Consider the following 23847-nt stretch of genomic DNA (forward strand, 5'->3'; position numbering starts at 1 on the left):
AGCGCCGCCCAACCGATGCTGGAGACCGCCGTATCCGCGTTCGTGCTCCTGTTCGTCACGATCGGCCCCGTCGAGACGGCCGCCGTGTTCGGAGTGCTCACCGCCGGCATCCATCGCCCGGAGCGGAGGCGGTTGGCATGGCAGGCGGTCTTGGTGGCGGGGCTGGTGCTGCTGCTCTTCGCGCTGGTGGGAAACCGGCTGCTCGACTTCCTGCACGTTTCCTTGGCCGCTTTCCGCATCGCCGGCGGGGTCCTGCTCCTGCTTCTCGCCATCGATCTCGTGTTCGCGCATCCAACCGGCCTGTCGTCGATCACGGCGAGCGAGGAACATGAGGCCCAACGGCCCGGCGACATCGCCGTGTTCCCGCTCGCCATCCCGCTGATCGCGGGACCAGGCAGCATGACCGCCATCGTGCTCCTGATGGGGCAGGCCGGGACGGAGCTGGCGCAGGCGACAGTCCTGGCCATGCTCGCGGCGTGCCTTGGAGCCACCTTTCTGGCGCTCATCCTCGTGGATCCGCTCGGACGCCTGCTCGGGGTGACGGGAACCAACGTTGTCGCGCGCATCTCAGGGGTGCTGTTGGCCGCGGTCGCGGTGCAGTTCGTCCTCGACGGCATCAGGGAGGCCAACCTGTTCGGGCCGGCGTCTCCCTAGGAGGCTTCCTGCGCCCTCCCGGAAGAGCCCGGAGCGATTGCTCCGCAGGCAAGGCGCCGTCGCCGGCCAGATGCCTGCACCTAGGCGAGGCCGCGCCTACATTGTCGGGTGCGTGTACACGAGCTGGAGTTTGTCCGATGGCTGATGCGTTCCACGTCGTCTGTCCCGCCTGCGACGCCGTCAACCGCCTCCCCCGGTCGAAACCGGCCCGGGCGGCCAAATGCGGCCGCTGCGGCGCCGAACTGTTCTCCGGAAAACCGATCGAGCTCGGTGGCGAGCGGTTCAAGCGCCATGTAGCCCGCAACGACATACCCGTCGTGGTCGACTTCTGGGCGCCTTGGTGCGGCCCCTGCCGCGCCATGGCGCCCGTCTTTGAGCAAGTTGCGCAGGAGCTCGAGCCGGCGGCGCGGTTCGTGAAGGTCAACGTCGACGCAGAACCCGGTCTCGCAGGGGAGTTCGGCATCCAGGGCATCCCCGCGCTGTTCGTGTTCAGGAATGGGCAGGTTGCGTCCAAGAAGGCCGGAATGATGGATCCGGCCTCGCTGCGCCGGTGGATTGCGGAGGGAACCGGGCGGTAACGCTCTGGCGGCGCGAAGCTGAAGCACCGGATCGCGTCTACAGAGCCCTGCGCAGCGGAAATCCGATCGTCTATCGGTTGCCGGCGGTCCTTCGCCATTGCTCCCGGAACGAACGAGGATCCGCTTGCTCGTGTGGTCTGGAGGCAGTCCGTTAACCCTTGACAGCTTCCGGAGCATCCCTATCTCGAAGCCGTTTAGCACTCGCTCCCATTGAGTGCCAAGCATGGCAGTATCCATAAACGACGCAGGAGGGTCTTTCCATGAAGTTCCGTCCCTTGCACGACCGCGTCGTCGTCCGCCGGATCGAACCTGAGGAGCGGACGAAGGGCGGCATCATCATCCCCGACACCGCCAAGGAGAAGCCGCAGCAGGGCGAGGTGATCGCCGTCGGCCCTGGCGCCCGCGACGAGACCGGCAAGGTCCAGCCGCTGGACGTGAAGGCGGGCGACCGTGTCCTCTTCGGCAAGTGGTCAGGCACCGAGGTGCGTGTCGGCGGCGAGGATCTCCTGATCATGAAGGAGTCCGACATCATGGGCGTGCTCGAGCAGGAGGCCGCGTCCCGGAGCGCCGCCTAACGATCGGGAGTTGCTGGCATCATCACGATAGGAGTTGAATTCCATGGCAGCTAAGGAAGTCAAATTCTCATCGGACGCCCGCGAGAAGATGCTCCGCGGCGTCGACATTCTCGCCAATGCGGTGAAGGTCACGCTCGGTCCCAAGGGCCGCAACGTGGTGATCGAGAAGAGCTTCGGGGCTCCCCGCATCACCAAGGACGGCGTGACCGTCGCCAAGGAGATCGAGCTTGCCGACAAGTTCGAGAACATGGGCGCCCAGATGGTGCGCGAGGTCGCGAGCAAGACCAGCACAGTGGCGGGTGACGGCACCACCACGGCGACGGTTCTGGCCCAGGCCATCGTGCGCGAGGGCGCCAAGGCGGTGGCCGCCGGCATGAACCCCATGGACCTCAAGCGCGGCATCGATCTCGCCGTGGCAGAGGCCGTGAAGGACATCCAGGCCCATGCAAAGAAAATCCAATCCTCCGAGGAGATCGCGCAGATCGGCACCATCTCGGCCAATGGCGATACTGAGATCGGCCGCATGCTGGCAAAAGCCATGCAGAAGGTCGGCAACGAAGGCGTGATCACCGTCGAGGAAGCCAAGACCGCCGAGACCGAGCTCGATATCGTGGAAGGCATGCAGTTCGACCGCGGCTATCTCTCGCCGTACTTCATCACGAACGCCGAGAAGATGATCGCGGAGCTCGAGGATCCCTACATCCTCATTCACGAGAAGAAGCTTTCTTCCTTGCAGACGATGCTGCCGATCCTCGAGGCGGTGGTGCAGACCGGCAAGCCTCTGCTGATCATCGCCGAGGACATTGAAGGCGAGGCTCTCGCCACCCTCGTGGTCAACAAGCTCCGGGGCGGCCTGAAGGTCGCCGCCGTCAAGGCTCCCGGCTTCGGTGACCGCCGCAAAGCCATGCTCGAGGACATCGCGATCCTGACCGCCGGTCAGACGATTTCTGAGGACCTCGGCATCAAGCTCGAGAACGTGACCCTCGACATGCTCGGCCGCGCCAAGCGCGTCCGCATCGAGAAGGAGAACACCACGATCATCGACGGCGCCGGCCGGAAGGCCGACATCGAGGCCCGCGTGGCTCAGATCAAGGCGCAGATCGAGGAGACCACCTCGGACTACGACCGCGAGAAGCTCCAGGAGCGTCTCGCCAAGCTCGCCGGCGGCGTCGCGGTGATCCGCGTCGGCGGTGCGACCGAGGTCGAGGTGAAGGAGAAGAAGGACCGCGTCGACGACGCCATGCACGCGACCAAGGCCGCGGTCGAGGAAGGCATCCTGCCGGGTGGCGGCACGGCTCTGCTGCGCGCGAAAGCGGCGGTGGCAAAGCTGACGAGTGATAACTCGGACATTCAGGCTGGCATCAACATCGTGCTGCGCGCCCTGGAGGCTCCGATCCGCCAGATCGCCGAGAACGCCGGCGTGGAAGGCTCGATCGTGGTCGGCAAGATCACTGGCAACGACTCCTTGAGCTATGGCTTCGACGCCCAGACGGAAGAGTTCGTCGATTTGCTTCAGGCCGGCATCGTCGACCCGGCGAAGGTCGTGCGCACGGCTCTGCAGGACGCCGCTTCCGTGGCCGGCCTGCTGGTCACGACCGAAGCCATGGTCGCCGAGATGCCGAAGAAGGAGGCCGCTCCCGCCATGCCGGGCGGTGGTGGCATGGGCGGCATGGACTTCTAAGCGAACGCGAAGTGGCACGGAGGGCGGCCAGGACAAAACCTGGCCCCCTTTCAGCCGTTCGCGAATGACAGACGGGGAGAAGTATCTCCATAGCGCCTTGCCGGACCTCTGGCAGACTCAAGTGGAGGTGGTCCGATGCGTATCGAGCGCGACAGTCGCGGTGACTACGTGCTGAATCCTGACGAGCTTGCCCCAAAGCTCGGTCTGTCCGCTGACGAACTCCGCCGCCATATGAAAGCGGGTCTTGTGACAAGTCTGGTGGAGGCCGGCCAAGGCGAGGATGCGGGTTTATCGCGGTTGACGGTGCGGTGCGGCGGAGCAGTCTGGCGGGCAATCGTCGGCGCGGACGGCTCTATCATCCAAGAGGAGGCGGGAGGCCAGAGTGAAGCCCCTCCCAGAGCTCCGTCGATATAGTCATTGACCGCGCCCGCGCTCTCTGAAGACGTCACGATCATGCTTTGCGCGAGCCGGCCGATAGTGCCCACAACAAAGCCCAGAGCGTGTTGCACTCTGGGCTTCGGGCACTCAGTCGGGAGAGCCCGGTTCGTGCCGCGTAGGCTCCGGTACAGATCAGCCAAGGGAAAACGTCCTGGGGGACCAATGCCACCCGAGCGGACCTCGTACCAATCCGGAAACCTACACATAGGCAACAAGGATTGTCCCGGGTTGGTTCCAACGAACCGAACGCAACCAACCGTCTCCGAGCAGGCTCATCCTGCGGTACCCATCGACCAGTCCGGTCATCCCGACGTCCTTCCAGCGCGCGACTGACTGATTGAACTCACGCCAGCCCAAAGTGCTGATTGGGCTGGCGGACCAGAACCGTCTCCGACTGCGGCGGAAAGTACGGCACGAGTTCGATCTCGTCCGGACGCACCGGCGCCGCGTGGAGATGGGAAAGTAGTTCGGCTCCTTTGCGGAGCAGGGCTTTGCGATCGCCAACGTCCGGGAGAACGAGCCCAGAGACGTCATCGGCGCCGCGAAGCTTGACGAAGAAGTATCCGGTTGTCATGGCAGGATTCCTCTAGCGATCCAAGAACAGACTTTCAGAGCTTTGGAATAGCGGGAAGATCCTCGTCATTGGCTTGGAGCATCTCGACCAAGCGGGCGACGCGACCGGAGGGAATCGGCCTGCCCTCGTTCAGCATGGCCTCGTCGTTCTCGAGCCACGCCCGTGCCACGGCCAGTTCGGCCCGGCTTGCGCCCATGGCGAGGATCTCGGTCACCACGCGGTCGTCCGAACGCCCGGTGAGCGCCCTCACCTCGTCTCGCGTCAGCGTGTCGGTCATGTGCGATCTCCTGTGTGACGGGAAACCGGCTTCGATGTGGGATCGGTTTTCCCATCATCAAGACCGGCGAGATCGGCTGCGGACAGGCTCAACAAAACCTGTCGTCTTGCTGCGGGGCGGGGTCTTGACACGCCGCGGGGGCGTTCCTACCTCGATGATTGCCGAGGCTTTTCAAGAGCTTGGCACCTCGGGCGCCGGCGGGTGTCCGGCGCTCTTATGGTTACGTTGCTCAATGGAGGATGTAGCTATGAGAACGACCCTAGACTTCTCTCCCCTCTTCCGCTCGACGGTCGGCTTCGATCGGCTGATCGACATGCTCGATCAGGCCAGCCGGGTTGAGCCGCTGACCAACTGGCCGCCTTACAACATCGAGAAGGCGGGCGATGACCAGTATCGCATCACCATGGCGGTCGCCGGCTTCTCGCCCGACGAGATCGAGCTCGTCCAGCAGGAAAACACGCTCTTCGTGAATGGCCAGAAGCATCCTGAGCCCGAAGGCGTGCAGGTTCTCCACCGCGGCATCGCCACCCGCGCCTTCAAGCAGACCTTCAATCTGGCTGACCACGTGAAGGTCACGGGAGCGGGCCTCGAGAACGGACTGCTGACGATCGAGCTGAAGCGCGAAGTCCCAGAGGAGCTCAAGCCGCGTCGGATCGAAATTGCGTCCGGCACCGGCACGAAGGCTCTCGCTCAGGACAACCAGCCTCAGCAGATCGAGCACGAGCCGCAGAGCAAGAGCAAAGCCGCGTAAGCAGACGCACTCGATGACGGGTGCAACGGTGCCGGGCAACCGGCATCGAACCCTTGCTCTCGTTCAAGCCAGATGACGAAAGGAGGAGATGATGAACATGCGTGATCTGATTCCGTGGGGCCGCAATGAACGATCGATGGTCCCCAGCACCTTCCGCGGTGAGGAGCTGAGCCCCTTCATGACCCTCCACCGCGAGATGAACCGGCTGTTCGACGACGTGTTCAGCCGTTTTGAGGGCGGCATGCCGTCGCTTCTCGGACGTATGCCGACCTGGCCCAGCATCGAAGCGGTCGAGACGGACAAGGACGTTCGCGTCTCGGCCGAGCTTCCCGGCCTGGATGAGAAGGACGTCGAGGTCCTCGTCGATGACGACGTCCTGACCATCCGCGGCGAGAAGAAGGCCGAGGCCGAGGACAAGGAGCGCCGCTTCAGCGAGCGCTACTATGGCCGCTTCGAGCGGGTGATCCCCCTGCCCTTCGCGGTCGAGGACGACAAGGTCGAGGCGTCGTTCAACAACGGCGTGCTCACCGTCACCCTGCCCAAGTCCGCCAAGGCGCAGGAGAAGGCCAAGCGCATCCCGGTCAACGGGAAGGCCCAAGGGGGCAAGCACTAACCACCTGACGCGGTGCGGGGCAGGCCTGCGCGGCTGCCCCGCGCCATCCTTCGCTCATCGGAGGGAGGATGATCATGGAGACGATTGAGACCAAATCCGACGCCAACCCTGTTCCTGTCTCTCAGATTCCATCGCCTGGGAACTCCGAACGCTCGTTCGTGGAGGCCCTGGTGGACCCGGTGAACATCTTTGCGAGCCCGCAGGAGGTGGTGGAGCACCCTTGGTTCAGCGACGAGGAGAAGCGGACCATCCTGCTGTCATGGGCGCGCGACGAGCTCGTGATCGAGCAGGTCGCCGGCAGGGTCATGCCCGACCTGCAGGTGAAGTCCCGCATTGATGCCGTCATCGAGGCACTCGCCCTGTTCGACGCCTCGGCTGCCGGCGAATACCTCAGCGCGGTCCAGGCCGTTCGAGGCAATCGCAAGCGGACCGCCCGTCGGACGCTTCCGCATTAGGCGGGCTTGATGGAGGCTGGCCATGAACGAACGCCTTATCGGAATCGGACACAATCAGCCGCCGGTGTCCCGCCTGATCCCGGGTCAGCCCTGGCCGCAGGATGCGCAGGCGCTGATCGCTCGCCGCACGCGGCCGGTCACGACCTCCGGCCGCGCCGGAACGGGCCAATGGGTGTTGCGCTTCGAACGACGCCTGCCGCAGACCATCGAACCGCTGATGGGCTGGACGGCCGACGACGATACGCTGACGCAGGTTGAACTCAGATTCGGCTCGAAAGAGGAAGCGATCGCGTATGCCGAGCGCGAAGGTCTGGCGTACCGTGTCGAGGGCGAACCGGTCGCAGCTACCGGCGCCGAGCGCGAGCGCAGTCACATGGAGGCGCAGCAGCGCGAGGCGGCGGACCTCTACATGACGGCCGCCGCGCTGGCCTGGATGGACGCCCAGTATGGCGTCGCCGCCATCGGCCGCAGGCCCGACCTGGACCGGGCTCTCGTCGATCCGGCCAGCGTCTTCGCTGCGCCGTCCGAGGTGGTTCACGATCCGAGCCTTTCGATGGACGACAAGCGCGAGATCCTGCGTCGCTGGGCCTGGGACGAATGGCTGCTGGAGGTGGAGGCCGACGAGTCTCCGGCCGCCGGCAAGCCGTCCCGCTACGGCGAAGTCAAGTCCGCGCTGCTGATGCTCGACCAGCTGGAGCGGACGCAGGTGCTCCTATCCGTGAACACCTCGCCGCAGGGCAGGTCTGCCGCATAGGAGGAACCCATGGCTCGCATCACCACGAGAGACTGCGAACGGGTCGTGCCGAACCGGTTTGAGCTGGTCCTTCTCGCCGCCCGGCGGGCGCACGATCTCTGGAACGGGGCCGAACCCCAGGTCGACCCCGGCGACGAAAAGCCGACCGTGCTCGCCTTGCGCGAGGTCGCGGCGCGGCGGATCGACCCCGACGCGCTCCGCCGGCAATTGATCGAGCGCTTCGCGGCGCTTGGGACCGACGCCATCGATTTCGGCAGGCCGCCCGTCCGGGGGCCTGCCCCGAGCTCCCCCATTGCCGATGCCACTGGATCGTTGGATGGGGGTGCACCTGCACAGGTGCCTTATCACTGACGCTAGCTTCAACGAAGGAGGTCAACGATGAAGAACCTGAAACATTGGAGTGAACTCACCGCGATCAACATCATCACCGCGCTGGCCGGTGCTTTCCTTGTCGGGTCGCCCTGGCTGTTTGGCTTCGCGGGCGAGCAGACGGCCATGTGGAGCGCCGGCCTGATCGGTGTTCTCGCGATCATGATCGCCCTGGCCGGGTTTATCGAGCTGCGCGAGTGGGAAGGCTGGGCAAGCCTCGCCCTCGGCCTCTGGGCCGCCATCGCCCCGTGGGCACTGGGCTTCTCGGGTGTGACGGCCGCGATGGCGTGCCACCTTGGCGTGGGCCTCACCGTCGCGGCACTCGCCGCGCTCGAACTGTGGATGATCCACAACAAGCCGGAAAAGCTGGCGGGATAAAAGCCGCATGGGCCGGAGTATCTCCGCCCTCCGGCCCGTCCCGTGCTCACGGGATACGTTTGACCGATACAATGGAGGCTCAATGATGAAGCGTCTCATCAAAGCTGCTTTCGCCGCACTGTCCCTCCTTTCGGCCGTGACGGTGCCGACCGCTGCTTCGGCGCATTGGCGCCATGGACCCTGGCACCATCATGTGGGGTGGCATCCCGGTCCTGCCGCGGCTGTTGGCGCGCTGACCGGACTCGCCCTTGGAAGCGCGATCGCGGCCAGTTCACGCCCGTACCATGCCGTGCCCGGACCGACCTATGTCGCTGGTCCCTATCCGGTCTATGCCCGCCACGTTGCGGAACGAACCTGCGTCACCGATCGCTGGCGCGAATGGGTGCCGGGCTGGGGCTGGCAGGCGCATCGGCGAACCGTGTGCCACTAAGCTGATCGTCGGAAGAGATCCGCGCCCTGCGGATCTCTTCTCGCCCGTCGTCTGAGGCGATTGCACGGACTAAACACCGAGTTGGATGGAGGAAGGCACCGCAATGACGAAGCAGACACGCTTTAATATCGGCTATGCGATCGCCGCATTCCTGGGCGTTCTCGTTATCCAGTATTTCCTCGCCAGCGCTCAGCAGATCGCATCCATTCCCTACAGCCAGTTTCAGGAGTTGCTCCGGAGCGGCAAGGTAGCGGAGATCGGGGTTTCCGACCGCTTCATTCAAGGAAGACTGAAGGAGCCTCTCCCAAGCGGCCAGACATGGTTCGCCACCACCCGCGTGGACCCGGTCTTCGCCCGGGAGCTGGAGCAATACGGCGCCACCTACACCGGCCAAATCGAGAGCACGCTGTTTCGCGACATCCTTTCCTGGGTCCTGCCCGTCCTCGTCTTTTTCGGGTTGTGGACCTATCTGGCCAAGCGCTTTGCCGACGGCGCTGGGCTGGGCGGCGGGTTGATGCAGATCGGCAAGAGCAAGGCCAAGGTCTACGTCGAAACCGATACGGGCGTGAAGTTCGACGACGTTGCCGGGGTCGACGAGGCCAAGGACGAGTTGCGCGAGATCGTGGACTTCCTGAAGAACCCGGAGCAATACGGCCGTCTCGGCGGGCGCATGCCAAAGGGCGTGCTTCTGGTCGGCCCGCCCGGTACGGGTAAGACCCTGCTCGCCAAGGCGGTGGCCGGCGAGGCGAAGGTGCCATTCTTTTCCATTTCCGGCTCCGAGTTCGTCGAGATGTTCGTGGGCGTCGGCGCGGCGCGGGTGCGCGACCTGTTCCAGCAGGCGCGCGAGAAGGCGCCGGCCATCATCTTCATCGACGAGCTCGACGCGCTCGGCCGGGCCCGTGGCGTCGTACCCTATGCGGGTGGGCATGACGAGAAGGAGCAGACGCTGAACCAGCTCCTCGTCGAGCTCGACGGCTTCGACTCCCGCACGGGCCTGGTCCTGCTCGGGGCCACCAACCGGCCCGAAATCCTCGATCCGGCGCTGCTGCGCGCCGGACGCTTCGACCGTCAGGTGCTGGTGGACCGTCCCGACAAGAAGGGCCGCGTCCAGATCCTGCAGGTGCATATGCGCAAGGCGAAACTGGCGCCCGACGTTGACGCCGAGAAGGTGGCGGCGCTCACGCCGGGCTTCACCGGCGCGGATCTGGCCAACCTCGTCAACGAGGCGGCCCTGCTCGCCACACGGCGTGGGGCCGAGGCGGTGACGATGGCCGACTTTAACAACGCCATCGAGCGCATCGTCGCCGGTCTGGAGAAACGCAACCGGCTCCTGAACCCGAAGGAGCGCGAGGTCGTGGCCTACCACGAGATGGGGCACGCGCTCGTCGCCATGGCGCTGCCCGGCGTCGATCCTGTGCACAAGGTCTCGATCATCCCCCGCGGCGTCGGGGCGCTCGGCTACACGATCCAACGGCCGACTGAGGACCGTTTCCTGATGACGCGCGAGGAATTGGAGAACAAGATGGCGGTGCTGCTCGGCGGGCGCGCCGCCGAGCTGATCGTGTTCGGGCACTTGTCGACCGGCGCGGCCGACGACCTGGCCCGCGTGACCGATATCGCCCGCAGCATGGTCACCAAGTACGGCATGTCGGAGCGGCTCGGCCATGTGGCGCTGGAGAAGGATCGGCGCACCTTCCTGTCCGGACAGGACCTGCTGCCGCCACAGGAGCGCGATTACGCCGACGAAACCGCGGCTGCCATCGATGAGGAAGTCCGGGCCATCGTCCAGGCGGCGATGCAGCGGACGGTCAAACTTCTGGAAGAGCGACGCGACGTCCTGGAGCGGACGGCGCGTCGCCTCTTGGAGAAAGAGACGCTCGATGAAGCGGAACTCGCCCGGCTGGTCGGGCCGGCCGGCTCCACACCCGGTGAACTCGCCGCAGAATAGCGTGCCATGCCGACCTCGAAACCCAAAAACCGCATTCTCGCCGCTCTCCCGCCCCAGGAGTGGAAGCTGATCAAGCCGGTCTGCCAGCCGATCGAGCTCATCAACGGTCGCGAACTGATCGAGGGCGGCGAGCCGTTCACCCATGTCTATTTTCCGGAGAGCGGCATCATCTCCACGGTGAGCGTCTTCGAGTCGGGCGACGTGGCCGAAATCGCCACCACGGGGCGTGAGGGAATGGTCAGCATTACAGCCGTTCTGGGCGCGGACAGGGCCCTGCACCGATCCATTGTCCAGATGCCCGGCTCCGCGCTCATGATCGACATCCAGTCCTTCCGCAGGCTGCAACGGGAACTCCCCGCCTTCCAGACCGCGCTGCTGACCTATTCCCGGGCGTATCTCGGGCAGGTCATGCAATCCGTCGCGTGCAACGGCGTCCATTCGGTCGAGGAACGGTGCGCCCGCTGGCTGCTGATGGCCCATGATCGAAGCGGCAGTGATACCTTTCTCCTGACCCAGGAGTTTTTGGCGCAGATGCTGGCTGTGAGTCGACCGGCCGTCAACCTTGTGGCCCGCACGCTTCAGCGAGCCGGCCTCATCCGGTATCATCGGGGCCAGATCACGATCCTCGACCGGCAGGGCTTGGAGGAGGTTTGCTGCGAATGCTATGGCCTGATCAGGCAGCAGTACGAGCAGCATCAGCCAAGGTGACCATCAGGCGGATCATCCGATTTCACCGGGCCGGACCGTCTCTGTCCAGGGCCATAAGGCCCAGCTATGTTAACCAGTTGACAGACCATTCTCCCAAAGTGGCCCACAATGGAAGCCGGTCAGGCATTCCTTTTGCCGGACAACGCGGAAGCGGCTGGGTCTCCCGGCAGGACAGTTGGCACATGGTCCGACAGGAACAGCCGCCACCTGACTTGGCGGCCCACCAACCGTGTCAGTCATAAAGGATAACGATATCTGATGTCTGTCACTGCCCCCAATGACGCTGCTCCCGTGCCGACTGGCGTTCCCGGCCTTGATGATATCCTTTCCGGAGGATACGCATCGAACCGCGCCCACCTCATCGAGGGCCGACCCGGCTCGGGCAAGACAACCCTGGGCCTGCAATTCCTGCTGGACGGGGTTCGGCGCGGCGAACGTTGCCTTTACATCACCCTGTCGGAAAGCAAGCGCGAACTCCTCTCGGTGGGGGGACGCCATGGCTGGTCTCTCGAGGGCATCGAGATTTATGAACTCGTTCCGCCCGAACTGAGCTTCGACCCCAAGCAGCAGCAGAGCCTTCTTTATTCGTCCGAGCTCGAGCTCGGTGAGACGGTGCATATGGTCAAAGCCGAAGTCGAGCGGGTGAAGCCGCAGCGGCTGGTCTTCGACAGCCTCTCCGAAATCCGCCTGCTGTCCCAAGGCGCGCTCCGCTACCGGCGCCAGGTGCTCGCGCTGAAGAACTTCTTTCTCCTCCATGATGCGACGGCCCTCGTCCTCGACGACCTGACCTCCGAGCAGGACGATCTGGACCTGCACAGCGTGAGCCATGCCGTGATTCGCCTCGACCAGCTCGCGCCTCTCTACGGCTCCGAGCGGCGGCGCATCCGCGTCGTCAAAATGCGCGGGACGGCCTTCCGGGGCGGTTACCATGACTTTGTCATCCGCCGGGGCGGACTGCATGTCTTTCCCCGCCTGGTCGCGGCCGATCATCATCGGGAGTTCCAGCGGGAGCCGGCGAGCAGCGGCATCGCTGAACTCGACAACCTCCTTGGCGGCGGTCTCGATCCGGGGACCAGCACTCTGGTGATCGGGCCCTCCGGAGCCGGCAAGTCCTCGCTGGCCCTTGCCTTCGTGTTTGAGGCCCTCGCCCGAGGGAATCAGGCTTTGATGGTCAGCTTCGATGAGACCAAGCACGTCCTCCTGACCCGGGCTGCCAGCATCGGCATGGACCTTGCCCGCTTTGCCGAGACCGGAGGCTTGTCCATCGCGCAGGTGGATCCGGCCGATCTGTCTCCCGGAGAGTTCACCGGGCGGGTCCGCGATGCCGTGGAAAGAGGGGTCCGGATTGTCGTCATCGACAGCCTCAGCGGTTATTTGAACGCGATGCCCGAGGAGCAGTTCATGCTCTTGCAGATGCATGAGCTGCTCACCTATCTCAACCAGCAAGGCGTCATCACGATCCTGGTTCTGGCTCAGAGCGGCATGGTGGGTCAGGTCGCGTCACCTCTCGATCTCACTTATTTGAGCGATACAGTGATGCTGCTCCGCTTCTTCGAAGCCGGCGGCCGGATCCGCCGTTCAATTGCGGCCATCAAGAAGCGCACCGGAGCCCATGAGAACTCCATCCGGGAGCTGTCCCTTGACGAACGTGGCCTGCGCGTCGGTGAGCCGCTGGAGCAATTCCGCGGTGTGCTGACCGGCGTTCCCGCATTCCGAGGACCAGACAGCTCTCTGTTAGGCCAGCGGGGCGATGATGGAGCGTGAGATCCCAGCCCTCATCCTGACGCCATTGGGGCGGGACGCCACGGTCGCGGCGGGCATTCTGGACCAAGCCGGAGTTGCTTCAACGATCTGCCCTGATCTTGGTGCGCTCACCCAAGAGCTCGCGCAGGCAGGCTGCGCCGTGGTTGCGGAGGAGGCTCTTGCGCATATGGACCTCACGGCCCTTGCCGATTGGGTCAGCCGCCAGCCGCCATGGTCGGATTTTCCGTTCATCCTCCTGACGCTGCGCGGCGGCTCCGCCAGCACCAACCTGATCGAAGTTCTTGGCAACGTCACGGTGCTCGAGCGGCCCTTTCATCCCTCGGTGCTCGTGAACGCGGTTCGTTCGGCGATGCGCGCGAGGCGCCGGCAGCGCGAGGCCGAGGCATACCTGGAGGAGAGGAAACGCTCGGAAGAGCATCAGGCGCTCCTCATCCGCGAGCTGCACCACCGGGTGAAGAACACACTGGCCACCGTCCTTGCGCTCCTCCGGGCGACCGCTGGCTCGGCGAAGACCGTCGACGACTTCAAGAAAGTGTTCGCGGACCGCATTCTCGCCCTGTCCAGGACGCACAGCCTCCTGGTCGACTCCACATGGCGGACGGCGGCGTTGGCCGACATCCTCCGCAGCGAACTTTCGCCCTACGACGACGCCTGCGAGCGCGTGCATCTCGCCGGGCCTGAGGTCGAGCTGTCCGCTGATGTCGCCGTACCATTGGGCATGGCGCTTCATGAGCTCACCACCAACGCCGCGAAATACGGCGCCCTTGCTGTCCCGGAGGGACGCTTGGAGGTGACGTGGGATGTCACGGAGATCGGTGAGGGCCGCGTTCTGACACTTCGCTGGGCAGAACGTCATGGACCTCCGGTCGAGAAGCCCAGTCGCACGGGGTTCGGGTCGAAGCTGATCCAGCAAGTCCTCATGCACCAATGCAAAGCGGCTCTCCGGTTTGACTTCGACCGCGATGGTCTCAGCTTCTTCCTGGAGCTGCCGCTGCCGGCAACACCTGCCAATCCCGCTCCGGAACAGTCTTCGTCGGCCAATCCCGTCTCCTTAACGCAGCCCTTGCTGGGCCATGCGACGCGAGGGCGCGCGCCCGTTGCCGCGCGCTGGGAGCCATGACAAATCCTTTGTGAGGCAAGCCGTCAGCGCGGTCGCCGGCCCGCTTTCCATTCCGTCCGGCCCCGCGGCCCCAGGGCTCGCCTTTCGCACCGGTGACGTCTAGGCTTCGGGTCTCCGCCCTTTCTCCTGGTGTCACATGAGCCTGCAAGACCGGAGCCCCGCCGATCCGCACGAGCCTGCGCCATCCTCCCTTGTTCGGGAAGGCCTGCCGTTTCCGCTCGGGGCCACCTGGGACGGGCTCGGCGTCAACTTCGCCCTGTTCTCGGCCAACGCCACGAAGGTGGAGCTGTGCCTGTTCGACGAGACGGGCGAGCGCGAGCTGGAGCGGATCGAGCTTCCGGAGTACACCGAAGAAGTCTGGCACGGCTACCTGCCCGACGCCCGTCCGGGCACCACCTATGGCTACCGCGTGCACGGGCCGTACGAACCCGCGGCCGGTCACCGCTTTAACCCGAACAAGCTCCTGCTCGATCCTTACGCGAAGCAGATCGTCGGGGAGCTCACCTGGGATCCCGCCCTGTTCGGATACACGGTCGGCTCGCCTGATTTGGATCGGTCCTTCGACACCCGCGACAGCGCGCCGTTCATGCCCAAGTGCCGGGTGGTCGACCCGGCCTTCACCTGGGGCAACGAGCGTCGTCCACGGGTGCCGTGGGACCGCACGATCGTCTATGAGGCGCACCTGCGCGGCTACACGATGCGCCATCCAGCGGTTCCCCGCAGGCTGCGAGGAACCTTCTCCGGGATGATGCACCGCTCGGTGATCGACTACATCAAACGCCTTGGGGTGACGGCGGTTGAGCTCCTGCCCGTTCACGCCTTCATCGATGACGCTCATCTGATCGAGAAAGGCCTGCGGAACTACTGGGGCTACAACACCATCGGCTTTTTCGCGCCTCATCCGCGCTATCTCGGAACGCCGTTCATCACCGAGTTCAAGGAGATGGTGGCCCATTTTCACGAGGCCGGCCTCGAGGTGATCTTAGACGTCGTGTATAATCACACGGCGGAAGGCAATGAACTCGGGCCGACGCTGTCGTTCAGGGGCATCGACAACGCTTCCTACTATAGGCTCGCACCGGATCCGCGCTACTACATCAACGACACAGGTACTGGAAACACGGTCAATCTGAGCCATCCGCGCGTGCTGCAGATGGTCACCGACTCCCTGCGCTACTGGGCGCAGGAGATGCACGTCGACGGCTTCCGGTTCGATCTCGCGACCATCCTGGCCCGAGAGGCTCACGGGTTCGACGAGGGTGGCGGCTTCCTCGATTCCTGCCGCCAGGACCCCGTGCTGAGCCAGGTCAAGCTCATCGCGGAGCCATGGGATCTCGGTCCGGGCGGCTACCAGGTCGGCCGCTTCCCGCCGGGCTGGTCGGAGTGGAACGACCGCTATCGCGATACGGTGCGGGCTTACTGGCGGGGCGACGAAGGAATTCTGCCGGAACTCGCTGCCCGCGTGACGGCGTCCGGAGATCTGTTCAACCGGCGAGGCCGCAAGCCGTTCGCTTCGGTCAACTTCGTTACTGCCCATGACGGCTTCACGCTCAACGACCTCGTGTCCTACGAGCACAAGCACAACGAGGCCAACGGCGAGGACAACCGCGACGGGCACGCGCACAATCTGTCCGCCAACTATGGTGTCGAGGGACCCAGCTCTGATCCTGCCATTCGCGCGCTGCGGTTCCGGCAGATGCGCAACATGCTCGCCACGCTGCTGTTCTCGCAAGGCACGCCGATGATTCTGGCCGGGGACGAGTTCGCCCGCACGCAGGCCGGCAACAACAACGCCTATGCCCAAGACAACGCGGTCTCCTGGATCGATTGGGACGGGATCGACGAGGGCGGGCGGGCGCTCATCTCATTCACCCGCCGCCTGATCGAGCTGCGCCACGCCCTGCCCATGCTGCGTCGCAGCCGGTTCCTGACCGGCGTCTACAACGAGCAGCTCGGCGTCAAGGACGTGACATGGCTAACTCCGGCGGCGGAGGAAATGGCGCCGGCGCATTGGCAGGAGCCGCATGCACGGGCGCTCGGCATCCTCCTGGATGGGCGCGCCCAGCCGACAGGAATCAGAAAACGCGGGGCCGAGGTCACCCTGTTCCTTGTCCTGAACGCGCATCATGACAGCGTCCTTTTCACGCTGCCACCGGTCGTCGGGGGCCAGAAGTGGAGATGTTTGACAGACACCAACCAGGTCGATGGTTCCAGTAATGTAATCCTGCCGGCCGGAGCGACTTTCGAGGCGCGCGGCCGTACTCTCCTCCTCTTTGAATTGATGCCCGAGACGCCGTAAAGGCGTCCCGGTCGCCGGCTGTTCGCGCGACGGCCGGTGTCGGCACTCTCGTCCCGGCCACCGGGAAGCGAAGGAGATATCCTCGCCTTATGCGGTGCGGCAGCACGAGCCAGACGGGAGGGCACGAGGGATTGGAGCAACAGCGCGGATCTCACCGGCCTTCAGTAAACCGGAGAAGCCGATCGGTTCTTCGCCTGGGACCTCCCCTAAGCGGCAAGGGCATTCTCGTCCCAGCGGTAAGGCACGACATGAGCTGCGGGCGCCGCGGGATCAGGACTGTGCTCCTTGCTGACGAGCCGCAGCGCCGCCTTGACCTCATCCAGCCGGGAGGGCCCACCTCCCGGCATACCCTCGGCATCGGCGAGTTCAAGGAGATACTCGTCCCAAGCCCAGCGCCCAAGGATCTCTCGCTTGCAGTCGATCGTCAGGAGAGGATGGCGCACGACGTCTTGAGGCGTGTCGAAGACGGACGCTGGGTTGACAAGGGCCCGGTCGAGATCCGGCAGGAGTGGAGTGCCCTGACCGCTGGAGCGACCACGTAGCCGAGCGACCCATCGCACGACCCCTGCAGGGTTTGGTCCTTCCACCCGCTCACTGGTCAGTCGGCGGAAGACGTCCGCTGAGCCTTTAGGATCGCCTTTCCTCTCTCTGTCGGGCCAAAGACGCCCTGTCGTTGGATACATCGGTGGTAATCGGTTCTCTGCGATCCTGCTCGTCTGCTGCTCCATTGCGGTGCTCCAGGTGCGTGACAGTTAGTGAACTTTCCCGATCGCGTTCAATCGGCTGGGAACGGTCCGAGCCAGAGGCGCAGCCCGAGGCTCGCGGTGAACAGGAAAGCCGCCTCATCCCAGGCGGTCAGATGCGAGACCAGCGGCTGGTCTCCGCGCAGGACTGCGAGGCTCACAGATGCGATTCCAGCCAGGAAAAGCAGGCCGGCGAACACAAACGGCATCAGGTGCGTCGGCGCGATGGCCGCGAAGCACAGGCAGAACGCCACCGACATGCAGAACCGTTCCAGCACCTCTCGGTTGGCTTCTTGCGGACTGCGGCGGCCCTCATGCGGATCGAGCCAGTCCGGCAGGCGGGGCCAGTCGCGTGGGTTGAGCGTGGTCATGGCACCCTCCCCGCTTAATGGAGCGTGCTTTCATCGAGCGCCTGCAGCGCGTCGAGGATATCGTCTAGCAGCACGAGAGCTCCGCTCTGGGGCAGCTTGCGCCAGTTCGGCAGGTTCTCCACCGCGCAGGCATCCGAGGCCCAACCGGCGAGGATCGCCCGCTTCTCGCTAGCACGTAACCTTGGGTCGGCCACAACCTCTTGTGGGTCCTGGAACGAAAGGCGTTCCGCCTCAAGCGGCTCACCGTGTTGGTGGCCATCCAATCGTATGGATGGGCTTGACCGATCCTGGGTGGTTTGCCGGTCAATGGTCACTCGATCCATCGTGTCCTTCCTCCATCGAGCAAAGGGTTAGGTCCGGGCGGCGATTGGCGCGCCCGGACCAGCGATCATCCCGAATTGATCTGGTCGCTACGCGGCCTTGTCATGCTTGACGGTCGTCGGACCGCCGCCGGTCGTGATCTCGATCCGGTGGGGCTTCATCTCCTCCGGCACCTCGCGCACGAGATCGACCGTCAGCAGGCCGTTCTCCAGCTTCGCTTCCTTGACTTTGACGTAGTCCGCCAGGTTGAAGGTCTGCTTGAAGGCGCGGGTCGCAATGCCGCGGTGCAGGAACTGTCCGTTCTCCTGCTCCGGATGCTTGTGCCCCGCCACCAGCAGCGCGTTCTCTTTCTGGATGATCTCGATATCGTCCGGCGAGAAGCCGGCCACCGCCATGGTGATGCGGTAATGGTCCTCACCGAGCTTCTCGACATTGTACGGCGGCCAGCTGGGCGCAGGCTCCGTGCGAGCCGACTGGTCAAGCATGTCGAACAGGCGGTCGAAGCCGACGGTCGACCGATACAGGGGAGAGAAATCAAACGCGGTCCTCATAGCTACATCCTCCCTCGAGCAACGTAACCACAAGAGCGCCGGACACCCGCCGGCGCCCGATCCGCCAAGCTCATCAAGAGCCTTGGCTCATGGTGATGTAGGAAGTGGTTTTCCTCGGTTTCAAGAGTGCTGCGCACCCCATTTGAAGAAACTTCGCGAGCGGGCACGAGCCAACGGCGCGCCATCATGAGCGTCCCCTTCCCATGCGGGGATTGGACCGAAGGCCACGAACAGATAAAACCCGTTGAGGTGTGACCCGGTCCTGGCCGCCTGCCGGTCGAAGCCCAGAGGCACCGGGGCGGCTTCGTCAATCTGGCCGGCAACCTGCCACCCATCGGACTGGACGAAAGCGGGCGCGGCCCGATTCTCGGGAACGGCGCAGTAGAGCTCCGGTTCATGACGGTTCCGGAACAGGTCGTAGCGCGTACGAGAAGCGCCCTGGCGCACTGACCCGCTCTGCCGCTCGCCATTTGGGTCGGCGAGGATCGGACGGCTTTGGGTCAAAGCCTCATCAGGGATAAAGGTGCGGTGCATCTCGGTATCCATGAATGCTGTCGGTCTCCCATCTCATGTAGATCGGAAAATGGTTTCGCAGGTTGCGGCCGATCAAACGATGCAGGCCTGGTCAGGCCCGACCTGTCAAACACCTGATCAGCTTGAGGGTTTCCTTAGCTGGGGCCCCTCCGTGTACGAGTTGATCGGGGTTAGACTTAGCTCAACCCGGATCGATCCGGCCGCCTCGGTGGCGGAAGCGCCGCGACCTGTTGCAGGACGGCGACTAATCCTCTGGCATCGGCATTCCTAACGATGTGCCGGTGCCGGACGGGAGGAAACAGCTGGCGTTCACTCCCGTCCGCCCGGATAGGCCTGCGTGGCTTCCGGTCGTCAGGTTATTCCGCAGCCACCCGGCGGGCGCTGCCGTGATCGGTCCCCATCGGCATGCCCAAGCCGAGGCGGCGGCCGGTGGAGCTACGCAGCCAAGCCGGATGCTTGTCGACCCGCTGCGCCTTGTCCTCGCGCAGCTCGCGCTTGGCCCGCCGCAGCTGCTTGGCCACCCTTTCGAGCGCAATTCTGAACGCGGCATAGATGTCGGCACTCTTGGCCTCGCCGCTCATCATCTTGAGCGCGCCCATTTGAACGTTGACCGTGCACCGGTACAGGACACCTTCGCGGGTGAAGTGCACGCTGGCCGTGTTCAGGTGCCCGAAGTATTTGCCCGCCATCTGCAGGATCCTCGTCCGGGCGTAGTCGGGGAGCACGTCGCCCAGATCGATGTTCGAGCTTTGCACCAGGATGGTTCGATCGACGCCTTTCAGCTTCATCCGTTCCTCCATGCAATGAAGGTTGAGCGCGTAACTTTTTCGGATATGCAGAGACCTCACCGGCCGTGCAGGCACCAGGCAATCCATGCAGGGACTAACCGTTCCCATGCATTCTCCTATTGGCGTGTCGGTCCAGGTGGTGTTCTGAGCATCCGCCGGAGCGGGGAGAAGGAGCTCAGGCTTGAGTTCCGGCTGTAAGGTGGGGCGCTCGGGCAAGCACCCCACCGCATTTGGTTATTTCTTCCATTCGGATCGGCTGCTCGCCGAGGAAGACTGGCCTCCCTGCCCTTCCTTGCGGAACGGCAGCTTGCCGGCCACGCGCTTGAGCGCATCCGAGATGTCGTATTTCAGCTTGTTGGTGATCTCCGACATGGTCATGGCAAAACCTCCTGAGGTTCAGCACACTCTCCGTGCCGGGCTGATAACGCGGCACCTCGCCCCTGGTTTCTCGGATGCTCTTCGCATAAGCGTGCTGAGGGCCGGCAGGGCAGGCAGCCAACAATCACCAGATCTTCCAGCTGCGGCCGAGGCCGGAGTGCCCCGATTTGCAGGAGCGAGCCGCTCTGCAGTCCTGCGGAGGAGAGGAGCCTTTCCACAGCGGGGCCCGACAACGGACCTGATGGTCGCGAGATCGGATCACGCTCGTTTCCTGATAAGGCCCGCACAATGAAACCCCTGGGCGGACGCATGGATCTTTCGGAGTGGTGTAGAACGAGACCTGCGCCCGTCCGCGCCCCGACTCCGAAGGGCATCATCGTGCTAGGCCGGAATGAGCCGCCGGTTCACTCCGGCATGACTGCTGGTCTGACAGGAGCCGGGTTCGCGCCATCCCCGCAGATCGTGCCCAAGAGCCTTGCGCTCTTCGTGAGACACAGCCTGAGGCGCGACGTTCGTTGGCCGATTTCGATGCCTCCGGAGGAGCGGACGGCTTGGGACATAGCCCGGAACGTTCGGGGCCATTGCTTCCGGTTACACCCGTCAGGTCACTTCAGACGCCGCGGGCGTTGGCGGCTGTTTCAGTCCGCATCCCGTCGCGCCGTAAGCCTGCTGCCGGATTGGCTCCTCCTGTCCCGTGCGCATCTTGACAGGTGGGCTGTTGAGCGCCTCTTGAAAACGACGCGGGACCACCTAAATCAAAGATTGCCAAGGCTTATCAATAGCTTGGCTCGGGCGCCGGCGGGTGTCCGGCGCCCTCGGACCCATGTTGCTCAACGGAGGATATGGCGATGAGAACGGCGTTTGATTTCTCCCCCCTGTACCGGTCGACGGTCGGCTTCGACCGCCTGTTCGACATGCTCGACCAGTCCACCCAGGTCGAGCCCATGACCAGCTGGCCGCCCTACAACATTGAGAAGATCGGCGGTGACCATTACCGCATCGTGATGGCCGTGGCCGGCTTCGCGCCCGACGAGATCGAACTCGTCCAGAAGGACAGCGTGCTGCTGATCTCCGGTCAGAAGCATCCTGAGGATACGACGGTGGAGGTCCTGCACCGGGGCATTCCGACCCGTGCCTTCAAGCAGACCTTCAATCTCGCCGACTACGTCCAGGTCAAGGATGCCAAGCTGGAGAACGGACTATTGTCGCTGGACCTCGTCCGTGAGGTGCCCGAGAACATGAAACCCCGGCGCATCGAGATCGCCAGCGGGAATGGCCCGAAGACCATCGAGCACGAGAAGACGGCGTAGGCTTGGTTGATAGGCCATGCTGGTGGCTGCTCCGGCAAACCGGTTTGATCGCGGGACGCGGGGCTCCGGCTCGCGTTCGGCGGATAGCGGCCTCATGGGCGTGTGGCATGAACCTTCGCTTCAAGAAAGGGAGGTTGGCTATGATGGGATTGAAGCATAGGAGTGAATTGACCGCGACCAACATCATCAACAGCATCCTGGCTGTGTTCCTGTTCTTCTCGCCGTGGGTTGTCGGCTTCCGCGACGTGCCGGCCGCAACCTGGAACGCGGGTGTGTGCGGCTTGGCAATCGGCTTGATGGCAGCGCTCGCCATCACCGAACTGCAGGAATGGGAAGAATGGGTCAACGCCGCCCTCGGGCTCTGGGCAATGGCGGCCCCTTGGGTTCTCAGCTTTGCCGACAATATCGCGGCCATGTGGACCCATGTGCTGGTCGGTCTGGCTGTCGCGGTTCTCGCGGCTCTCGGGCTCTGGCTCATCCACGGCTCCCCGCCGACCAGAGCCTCCTAAGCGTCCGCAGCACAGAGGAAGGGTCAGGGCCAGGCGCCGGTGGACCGGCCCTGACCTAGGATCGCCTCTGTCGAACGACGCGGGCGTCGAGGCTGAGGAGATGTTCGATGACGGCGAACGCTCAATTCAGCACGTTGCTCCTAGCGGCTTTACCGGAGTTGCGGGCCTTCGCGCTTTCGCTCACCCGCGACGGGCCACGGGCTGACGATCTCGTGCAGGAGACCATTCTGCGGGCGTGGTCGCACGCCGACCAGTTTGAGGCAGGATCCAACGTGAGAGCGTGGCTCTTCACCATCCTGCGTCACCTGTTCTACACCGAACAGCGTCGGCGTCGGCGCGAAGTGGACGACCCGGACGGCAAGCGGGCAGCCGGGCTGATGATCCGGCCGGAGCAGCAGTCACATCTTGAATTCGAAGACTTTCGGCACGCGCTCGGACGGCTTCCACCGCTGCACAGGGAGGCGTTGATCCTCGTTGGTGCTCAGGGTGCGTCCTATGAGGAGGCGGCTCGCGTGTGCGGCGTCGCTGTCGGAACGATCAAGAGTCGGGTCAACCGGGCCCGCACTCACCTTATGGCTTTGCTCCAAATCGAAGCCGGTTACGAGTTCGGTCCGGACGACATTCTTAAGGCTGTGATCGGCCACGACCGGACTGACGCAGGGAATGATTAGTTCATTCGTCACGGCAGTCATGACACGTCCGGTTGGGACGGCTTCTGATGCGGGAAATCTAGTCCACCGCCACAGCACGTTGTATAACGGCATCAAGAATACATGCTGTAGCCCTGAGACCCGTCTGGTGCGTACTGGAGCACAGTGCATGAAGAAGGCCCGCACGCTTTACACCAGCCCGAACGGCGACCGCTGGTACCTGATCCGCGACACCTCTGGGGACATTTTCATCCGGCACGAGGCTAACGTGGCCTCCGGGGGCCACGTGGCGCATATCGATATCGGAACATTTCTCAGCTCCGGCAAGGGTCCTGAGCACCAGGAGCTGCTCCGACTGATCGGAACGTTGGTGGAGGAGCATCCCATCCGCTCGTGATGCGGGACAGGAGGGGACCGGCTTGATCCTAGCATCAAATCGGGAGGAAGAGCTGGATCCACCAGAACGGCATTGATCGGCCAGGAGGCCCGAGCAAACACTTTAACGTGCTGGGAAAACCTCCCTCGCCTCTTCAGAGCCAGTGATCTGGCACCGGATAATGATCGGGAGCAGTCCCGTTGGTGGATCGTTGACTGTACTGCGACGTGTGCGGTTCGCGATCGCACTGAGGAAGGTGACGCTCCTGCATCCTCACTGCCCGTCAGGCCGAGCTCTGGACAACGGCCATCGCTCATCCCATCTGCATTGGGGACAGGCTGAGCCTGTGTCATCACATACGGATCCCTTGGAGTTTGAGCTCACGTGACCCTCTCTTGAGAACGGAGGTGAGACGATGAACTACAGCCCTAGAATCGACGAACGCAAAAATCTCGATCGGAACCGCACTCCGCAGCAGTGGACCATCGTAGAGGCCGTCAACGCAGCAATGGCCGTCATGTTGATCGTATCGCCATGGACGTTCCGATATGCGGACGCTTCGGTCGCGATGTGGAGTGCAGTGCTCATCGGCCTTCTGCTCGGGGCCACCACCCTCACGCGGACCATCGACGCGCGGGATTGGCAGGGCTGGGCGAGCCTGGCACTGGGTGCCTTCGCTCTCCTTGGTCCCTGGCTGCTCGGTTTCGGCGAGATCAAGAACGCGGTCGGCATGCACGTCACGGCGGGTCTGGCCGTGGTGGCGATGACCCTGATCGACCTGTGGGTCCACTACCTCGACCAGCCGGCGACCCCTGCCTGAGCAAAAGGAACCTAAATATCAGGTCATCATGCGAGCCGCAGAACCACACCTTGAAGACGGAGACGCGGATCAATGAACTTTAGCGAGATTGCCTGGTAAATCCTGGATCTATTCCGTCGGTTCCGCCGGC

General features: G+C 64.0%; 31 protein-coding genes. 22 read left to right on the forward strand and 9 right to left on the reverse strand.

The annotated features are described in order from the left end of the window. The first annotated feature begins 15 nt into the window (after positions 1-15). The 5 genes from L879_RS0107215 to L879_RS24225 all read left to right on the forward strand — a co-directional run bounded on the left by L879_RS0107215 (position 16) and on the right by L879_RS24225 (position 3902). A complete protein-coding gene (locus L879_RS0107215) occupies positions 16-654 on the forward strand; it encodes a MarC family protein (protein ID WP_027315518.1) in 639 nt (212 codons plus the stop codon). 137 nt (positions 655-791) lie between these two features. After that, positions 792-1232: a thioredoxin TrxC gene (gene trxC / locus L879_RS0107220; protein WP_027315519.1), complete on the forward strand. Its 441-nt coding sequence runs from the start codon at positions 792-794 to the stop codon at positions 1230-1232. A 260-nt stretch (positions 1233-1492) separates the two neighbouring features. Further along, positions 1493-1807, forward strand: coding sequence for a co-chaperone GroES (locus L879_RS0107225; protein ID WP_027315520.1), 315 nt, complete (start codon positions 1493-1495; stop codon positions 1805-1807). A gap of 43 nt (positions 1808-1850) precedes the next feature. Then, positions 1851-3488 (forward strand): chaperonin GroEL, encoded by a 1638-nt coding sequence (gene groL, locus L879_RS0107230; RefSeq protein ID WP_027315521.1) that lies wholly within the window; start codon positions 1851-1853, stop codon positions 3486-3488. Positions 3489-3623: 135 nt separating this feature from the next. Next, positions 3624-3902, forward strand: coding sequence for a DUF6522 family protein (locus L879_RS24225; protein ID WP_035458953.1), 279 nt, complete (start codon positions 3624-3626; stop codon positions 3900-3902). Between the two features lie 367 nt (positions 3903-4269). Here L879_RS24225 and L879_RS0107240 read toward each other — a convergent pair whose 3' ends face one another. Together L879_RS0107240 and L879_RS0107245 are read right to left on the reverse strand one after the other, a co-directional pair. Continuing rightward, positions 4270-4500, reverse strand: a complete 231-nt coding sequence (locus tag L879_RS0107240; RefSeq protein WP_027315522.1) for a hypothetical protein — start codon at positions 4498-4500, stop codon at positions 4270-4272. A 34-nt stretch (positions 4501-4534) separates the two neighbouring features. Further along, positions 4535-4777, reverse strand: coding sequence for a hypothetical protein (locus L879_RS0107245; protein ID WP_027315523.1), 243 nt, complete (start codon positions 4775-4777; stop codon positions 4535-4537). 247 nt (positions 4778-5024) lie between these two features. On the opposite strand from L879_RS0107245, the gene L879_RS0107250 reads away from it, so the two are divergent. From L879_RS0107250 to glgX, 12 genes are all read left to right on the forward strand, one after another. Continuing rightward, the gene (locus L879_RS0107250; RefSeq protein ID WP_027315524.1) at positions 5025-5528 is read left to right on the forward strand and encodes an Hsp20 family protein; all 504 of its coding nucleotides are present in this window, start codon (positions 5025-5027) and stop codon (positions 5526-5528) included. Between the two features lie 91 nt (positions 5529-5619). Continuing rightward, positions 5620-6141, forward strand: a complete 522-nt coding sequence (locus L879_RS0107255) for an Hsp20/alpha crystallin family protein (protein WP_027315525.1) — start codon at positions 5620-5622, stop codon at positions 6139-6141. A gap of 74 nt (positions 6142-6215) precedes the next feature. Beyond that, on the forward strand, positions 6216-6596 hold the full coding sequence (locus L879_RS20795; protein WP_154664120.1) for a hypothetical protein: 381 nt from the start codon (positions 6216-6218) through the stop codon (positions 6594-6596). 22 nt (positions 6597-6618) lie between these two features. Beyond that, positions 6619-7350 (forward strand): NADH dehydrogenase ubiquinone Fe-S protein 4, encoded by a 732-nt coding sequence (locus L879_RS0107265; RefSeq protein ID WP_027315526.1) that lies wholly within the window; start codon positions 6619-6621, stop codon positions 7348-7350. A 9-nt stretch (positions 7351-7359) separates the two neighbouring features. Then, positions 7360-7701: a DNA-directed RNA polymerase subunit omega gene (gene rpoZ / locus L879_RS24660; protein ID WP_084020784.1), complete on the forward strand. Its 342-nt coding sequence runs from the start codon at positions 7360-7362 to the stop codon at positions 7699-7701. 27 nt (positions 7702-7728) lie between these two features. Then, positions 7729-8097, forward strand: coding sequence for an SPW repeat protein (locus L879_RS0107275; RefSeq protein ID WP_027315527.1), 369 nt, complete (start codon positions 7729-7731; stop codon positions 8095-8097). Positions 8098-8179: 82 nt separating this feature from the next. Then, positions 8180-8527: a hypothetical protein gene (locus L879_RS22665; protein ID WP_051435124.1), complete on the forward strand. Its 348-nt coding sequence runs from the start codon at positions 8180-8182 to the stop codon at positions 8525-8527. Positions 8528-8630: 103 nt separating this feature from the next. Next, entirely contained in the window at positions 8631-10475 is a 1845-nt protein-coding gene (gene ftsH, locus L879_RS0107285; RefSeq protein WP_027315528.1) for an ATP-dependent zinc metalloprotease FtsH, read from the forward strand. Positions 10476-10481: 6 nt separating this feature from the next. After that, on the forward strand, positions 10482-11183 hold the full coding sequence (locus L879_RS0107290; RefSeq protein ID WP_027315529.1) for a Crp/Fnr family transcriptional regulator: 702 nt from the start codon (positions 10482-10484) through the stop codon (positions 11181-11183). 258 nt (positions 11184-11441) lie between these two features. Next, a complete protein-coding gene (locus L879_RS0107295) occupies positions 11442-12947 on the forward strand; it encodes an ATPase domain-containing protein (protein ID WP_027315530.1) in 1506 nt (501 codons plus the stop codon). Next, positions 12937-14067, forward strand: coding sequence for a sensor histidine kinase (locus L879_RS20810; protein ID WP_368086310.1), 1131 nt, complete (start codon positions 12937-12939; stop codon positions 14065-14067). The genes L879_RS0107295 and L879_RS20810 overlap by 11 nt, the downstream gene beginning before the upstream one ends. 136 nt (positions 14068-14203) lie before the next feature. Beyond that, on the forward strand, positions 14204-16366 hold the full coding sequence (gene glgX / locus L879_RS20815; protein WP_051435125.1) for a glycogen debranching protein GlgX: 2163 nt from the start codon (positions 14204-14206) through the stop codon (positions 16364-16366). A 206-nt stretch (positions 16367-16572) separates the two neighbouring features. On the opposite strand, the gene L879_RS23580 is transcribed toward glgX, so the two are convergent. The 7 genes from L879_RS23580 to L879_RS23585 all read right to left on the reverse strand — a co-directional run bounded on the left by L879_RS23580 (position 16573) and on the right by L879_RS23585 (position 20052). Beyond that, positions 16573-16809: a hypothetical protein gene (locus L879_RS23580; protein WP_154664121.1), complete on the reverse strand. Its 237-nt coding sequence runs from the start codon at positions 16807-16809 to the stop codon at positions 16573-16575. Between the two features lie 332 nt (positions 16810-17141). Beyond that, positions 17142-17480 carry a hypothetical protein gene (locus L879_RS20820; RefSeq protein ID WP_051435126.1) on the reverse strand — a complete coding sequence of 113 codons (339 nt, stop codon included), beginning with the start codon at positions 17478-17480 and terminating at the stop codon, positions 17142-17144. 14 nt (positions 17481-17494) lie between these two features. Then, a complete protein-coding gene (locus tag L879_RS20825; RefSeq protein WP_035458958.1) occupies positions 17495-17803 on the reverse strand; it encodes a hypothetical protein in 309 nt (102 codons plus the stop codon). 87 nt (positions 17804-17890) lie between these two features. Beyond that, the gene (locus L879_RS0107325; protein ID WP_027315532.1) at positions 17891-18352 is read right to left on the reverse strand and encodes an Hsp20 family protein; all 462 of its coding nucleotides are present in this window, start codon (positions 18350-18352) and stop codon (positions 17891-17893) included. A 120-nt stretch (positions 18353-18472) separates the two neighbouring features. After that, the gene (locus L879_RS24590) at positions 18473-18898 is read right to left on the reverse strand and encodes a hypothetical protein (protein WP_368086311.1); all 426 of its coding nucleotides are present in this window, start codon (positions 18896-18898) and stop codon (positions 18473-18475) included. 344 nt (positions 18899-19242) lie between these two features. Further along, positions 19243-19674 (reverse strand): ribosome hibernation-promoting factor, HPF/YfiA family, encoded by a 432-nt coding sequence (gene hpf, locus L879_RS20835; RefSeq protein ID WP_084020788.1) that lies wholly within the window; start codon positions 19672-19674, stop codon positions 19243-19245. Between the two features lie 234 nt (positions 19675-19908). Beyond that, a complete protein-coding gene (locus L879_RS23585; protein WP_154664122.1) occupies positions 19909-20052 on the reverse strand; it encodes a hypothetical protein in 144 nt (47 codons plus the stop codon). A gap of 848 nt (positions 20053-20900) precedes the next feature. Between L879_RS23585 and L879_RS0107345 the strand changes: the two genes are divergently transcribed. The 5 genes from L879_RS0107345 to L879_RS0107365 all read left to right on the forward strand — a co-directional run bounded on the left by L879_RS0107345 (position 20901) and on the right by L879_RS0107365 (position 23717). Then, the gene (locus L879_RS0107345) at positions 20901-21362 is read left to right on the forward strand and encodes an Hsp20 family protein (protein WP_027315533.1); all 462 of its coding nucleotides are present in this window, start codon (positions 20901-20903) and stop codon (positions 21360-21362) included. Positions 21363-21529: 167 nt separating this feature from the next. After that, positions 21530-21871: an SPW repeat protein gene (locus L879_RS0107350; protein ID WP_245265182.1), complete on the forward strand. Its 342-nt coding sequence runs from the start codon at positions 21530-21532 to the stop codon at positions 21869-21871. Positions 21872-21978: 107 nt separating this feature from the next. Continuing rightward, positions 21979-22542 carry a sigma-70 family RNA polymerase sigma factor gene (locus tag L879_RS0107355; protein ID WP_027315535.1) on the forward strand — a complete coding sequence of 188 codons (564 nt, stop codon included), beginning with the start codon at positions 21979-21981 and terminating at the stop codon, positions 22540-22542. Positions 22543-22690: 148 nt separating this feature from the next. Next, positions 22691-22918 (forward strand): hypothetical protein, encoded by a 228-nt coding sequence (locus L879_RS0107360; protein ID WP_027315536.1) that lies wholly within the window; start codon positions 22691-22693, stop codon positions 22916-22918. A 394-nt stretch (positions 22919-23312) separates the two neighbouring features. Then, positions 23313-23717 carry an SPW repeat domain-containing protein gene (locus tag L879_RS0107365; RefSeq protein ID WP_027315537.1) on the forward strand — a complete coding sequence of 135 codons (405 nt, stop codon included), beginning with the start codon at positions 23313-23315 and terminating at the stop codon, positions 23715-23717. The last annotated feature ends 130 nt before the right edge of the window (positions 23718-23847 follow it).

The sequence above is a fragment of the Microvirga flocculans ATCC BAA-817 genome, from assembly GCF_000518665.1.
Lineage (GTDB): Bacteria > Pseudomonadota > Alphaproteobacteria > Rhizobiales > Beijerinckiaceae > Microvirga > Microvirga flocculans.

Excerpts from the sequence above, each read along its gene's own strand:
- L879_RS0107215 (WP_027315518.1), top strand. The coding sequence starts at position 16 with ATGCTGGAGACCGCCGTATCCGCGTTCGTGCTCCTGTTCGTCACGATC.
- trxC (WP_027315519.1), top strand. The coding sequence starts at position 792 with ATGGCTGATGCGTTCCACGTCGTCTGTCCCGCCTGCGACGCCGTCAAC.
- L879_RS0107225 (WP_027315520.1), top strand. The coding sequence starts at position 1,493 with ATGAAGTTCCGTCCCTTGCACGACCGCGTCGTCGTCCGCCGGATCGAA.
- groL (WP_027315521.1), top strand. The coding sequence starts at position 1,851 with ATGGCAGCTAAGGAAGTCAAATTCTCATCGGACGCCCGCGAGAAGATG.
- L879_RS24225 (WP_035458953.1), top strand. The coding sequence starts at position 3,624 with ATGCGTATCGAGCGCGACAGTCGCGGTGACTACGTGCTGAATCCTGAC.
- L879_RS0107240 (WP_027315522.1), bottom strand. The coding sequence starts at position 4,500 with ATGACAACCGGATACTTCTTCGTCAAGCTTCGCGGCGCCGATGACGTC.
- L879_RS0107245 (WP_027315523.1), bottom strand. The coding sequence starts at position 4,777 with ATGACCGACACGCTGACGCGAGACGAGGTGAGGGCGCTCACCGGGCGT.
- L879_RS0107250 (WP_027315524.1), top strand. The coding sequence starts at position 5,025 with ATGAGAACGACCCTAGACTTCTCTCCCCTCTTCCGCTCGACGGTCGGC.
- L879_RS0107255 (WP_027315525.1), top strand. The coding sequence starts at position 5,620 with ATGAACATGCGTGATCTGATTCCGTGGGGCCGCAATGAACGATCGATG.
- L879_RS20795 (WP_154664120.1), top strand. The coding sequence starts at position 6,216 with ATGGAGACGATTGAGACCAAATCCGACGCCAACCCTGTTCCTGTCTCT.
- L879_RS0107265 (WP_027315526.1), top strand. The coding sequence starts at position 6,619 with ATGAACGAACGCCTTATCGGAATCGGACACAATCAGCCGCCGGTGTCC.
- rpoZ (WP_084020784.1), top strand. The coding sequence starts at position 7,360 with ATGGCTCGCATCACCACGAGAGACTGCGAACGGGTCGTGCCGAACCGG.
- L879_RS0107275 (WP_027315527.1), top strand. The coding sequence starts at position 7,729 with ATGAAGAACCTGAAACATTGGAGTGAACTCACCGCGATCAACATCATC.
- L879_RS22665 (WP_051435124.1), top strand. The coding sequence starts at position 8,180 with ATGATGAAGCGTCTCATCAAAGCTGCTTTCGCCGCACTGTCCCTCCTT.
- ftsH (WP_027315528.1), top strand. The coding sequence starts at position 8,631 with ATGACGAAGCAGACACGCTTTAATATCGGCTATGCGATCGCCGCATTC.
- L879_RS0107290 (WP_027315529.1), top strand. The coding sequence starts at position 10,482 with ATGCCGACCTCGAAACCCAAAAACCGCATTCTCGCCGCTCTCCCGCCC.
- L879_RS0107295 (WP_027315530.1), top strand. The coding sequence starts at position 11,442 with ATGTCTGTCACTGCCCCCAATGACGCTGCTCCCGTGCCGACTGGCGTT.
- L879_RS20810 (WP_368086310.1), top strand. The coding sequence starts at position 12,937 with ATGGAGCGTGAGATCCCAGCCCTCATCCTGACGCCATTGGGGCGGGAC.
- glgX (WP_051435125.1), top strand. The coding sequence starts at position 14,204 with ATGAGCCTGCAAGACCGGAGCCCCGCCGATCCGCACGAGCCTGCGCCA.
- L879_RS20820 (WP_051435126.1), bottom strand. The coding sequence starts at position 17,480 with ATGACCACGCTCAACCCACGCGACTGGCCCCGCCTGCCGGACTGGCTC.
- L879_RS20825 (WP_035458958.1), bottom strand. The coding sequence starts at position 17,803 with ATGGATCGAGTGACCATTGACCGGCAAACCACCCAGGATCGGTCAAGC.
- L879_RS0107325 (WP_027315532.1), bottom strand. The coding sequence starts at position 18,352 with ATGAGGACCGCGTTTGATTTCTCTCCCCTGTATCGGTCGACCGTCGGC.
- L879_RS24590 (WP_368086311.1), bottom strand. The coding sequence starts at position 18,898 with ATGGATACCGAGATGCACCGCACCTTTATCCCTGATGAGGCTTTGACC.
- hpf (WP_084020788.1), bottom strand. The coding sequence starts at position 19,674 with ATGAAGCTGAAAGGCGTCGATCGAACCATCCTGGTGCAAAGCTCGAAC.
- L879_RS23585 (WP_154664122.1), bottom strand. The coding sequence starts at position 20,052 with ATGACCATGTCGGAGATCACCAACAAGCTGAAATACGACATCTCGGAT.
- L879_RS0107345 (WP_027315533.1), top strand. The coding sequence starts at position 20,901 with ATGAGAACGGCGTTTGATTTCTCCCCCCTGTACCGGTCGACGGTCGGC.
- L879_RS0107355 (WP_027315535.1), top strand. The coding sequence starts at position 21,979 with ATGACGGCGAACGCTCAATTCAGCACGTTGCTCCTAGCGGCTTTACCG.
- L879_RS0107360 (WP_027315536.1), top strand. The coding sequence starts at position 22,691 with ATGAAGAAGGCCCGCACGCTTTACACCAGCCCGAACGGCGACCGCTGG.
- L879_RS0107365 (WP_027315537.1), top strand. The coding sequence starts at position 23,313 with ATGAACTACAGCCCTAGAATCGACGAACGCAAAAATCTCGATCGGAAC.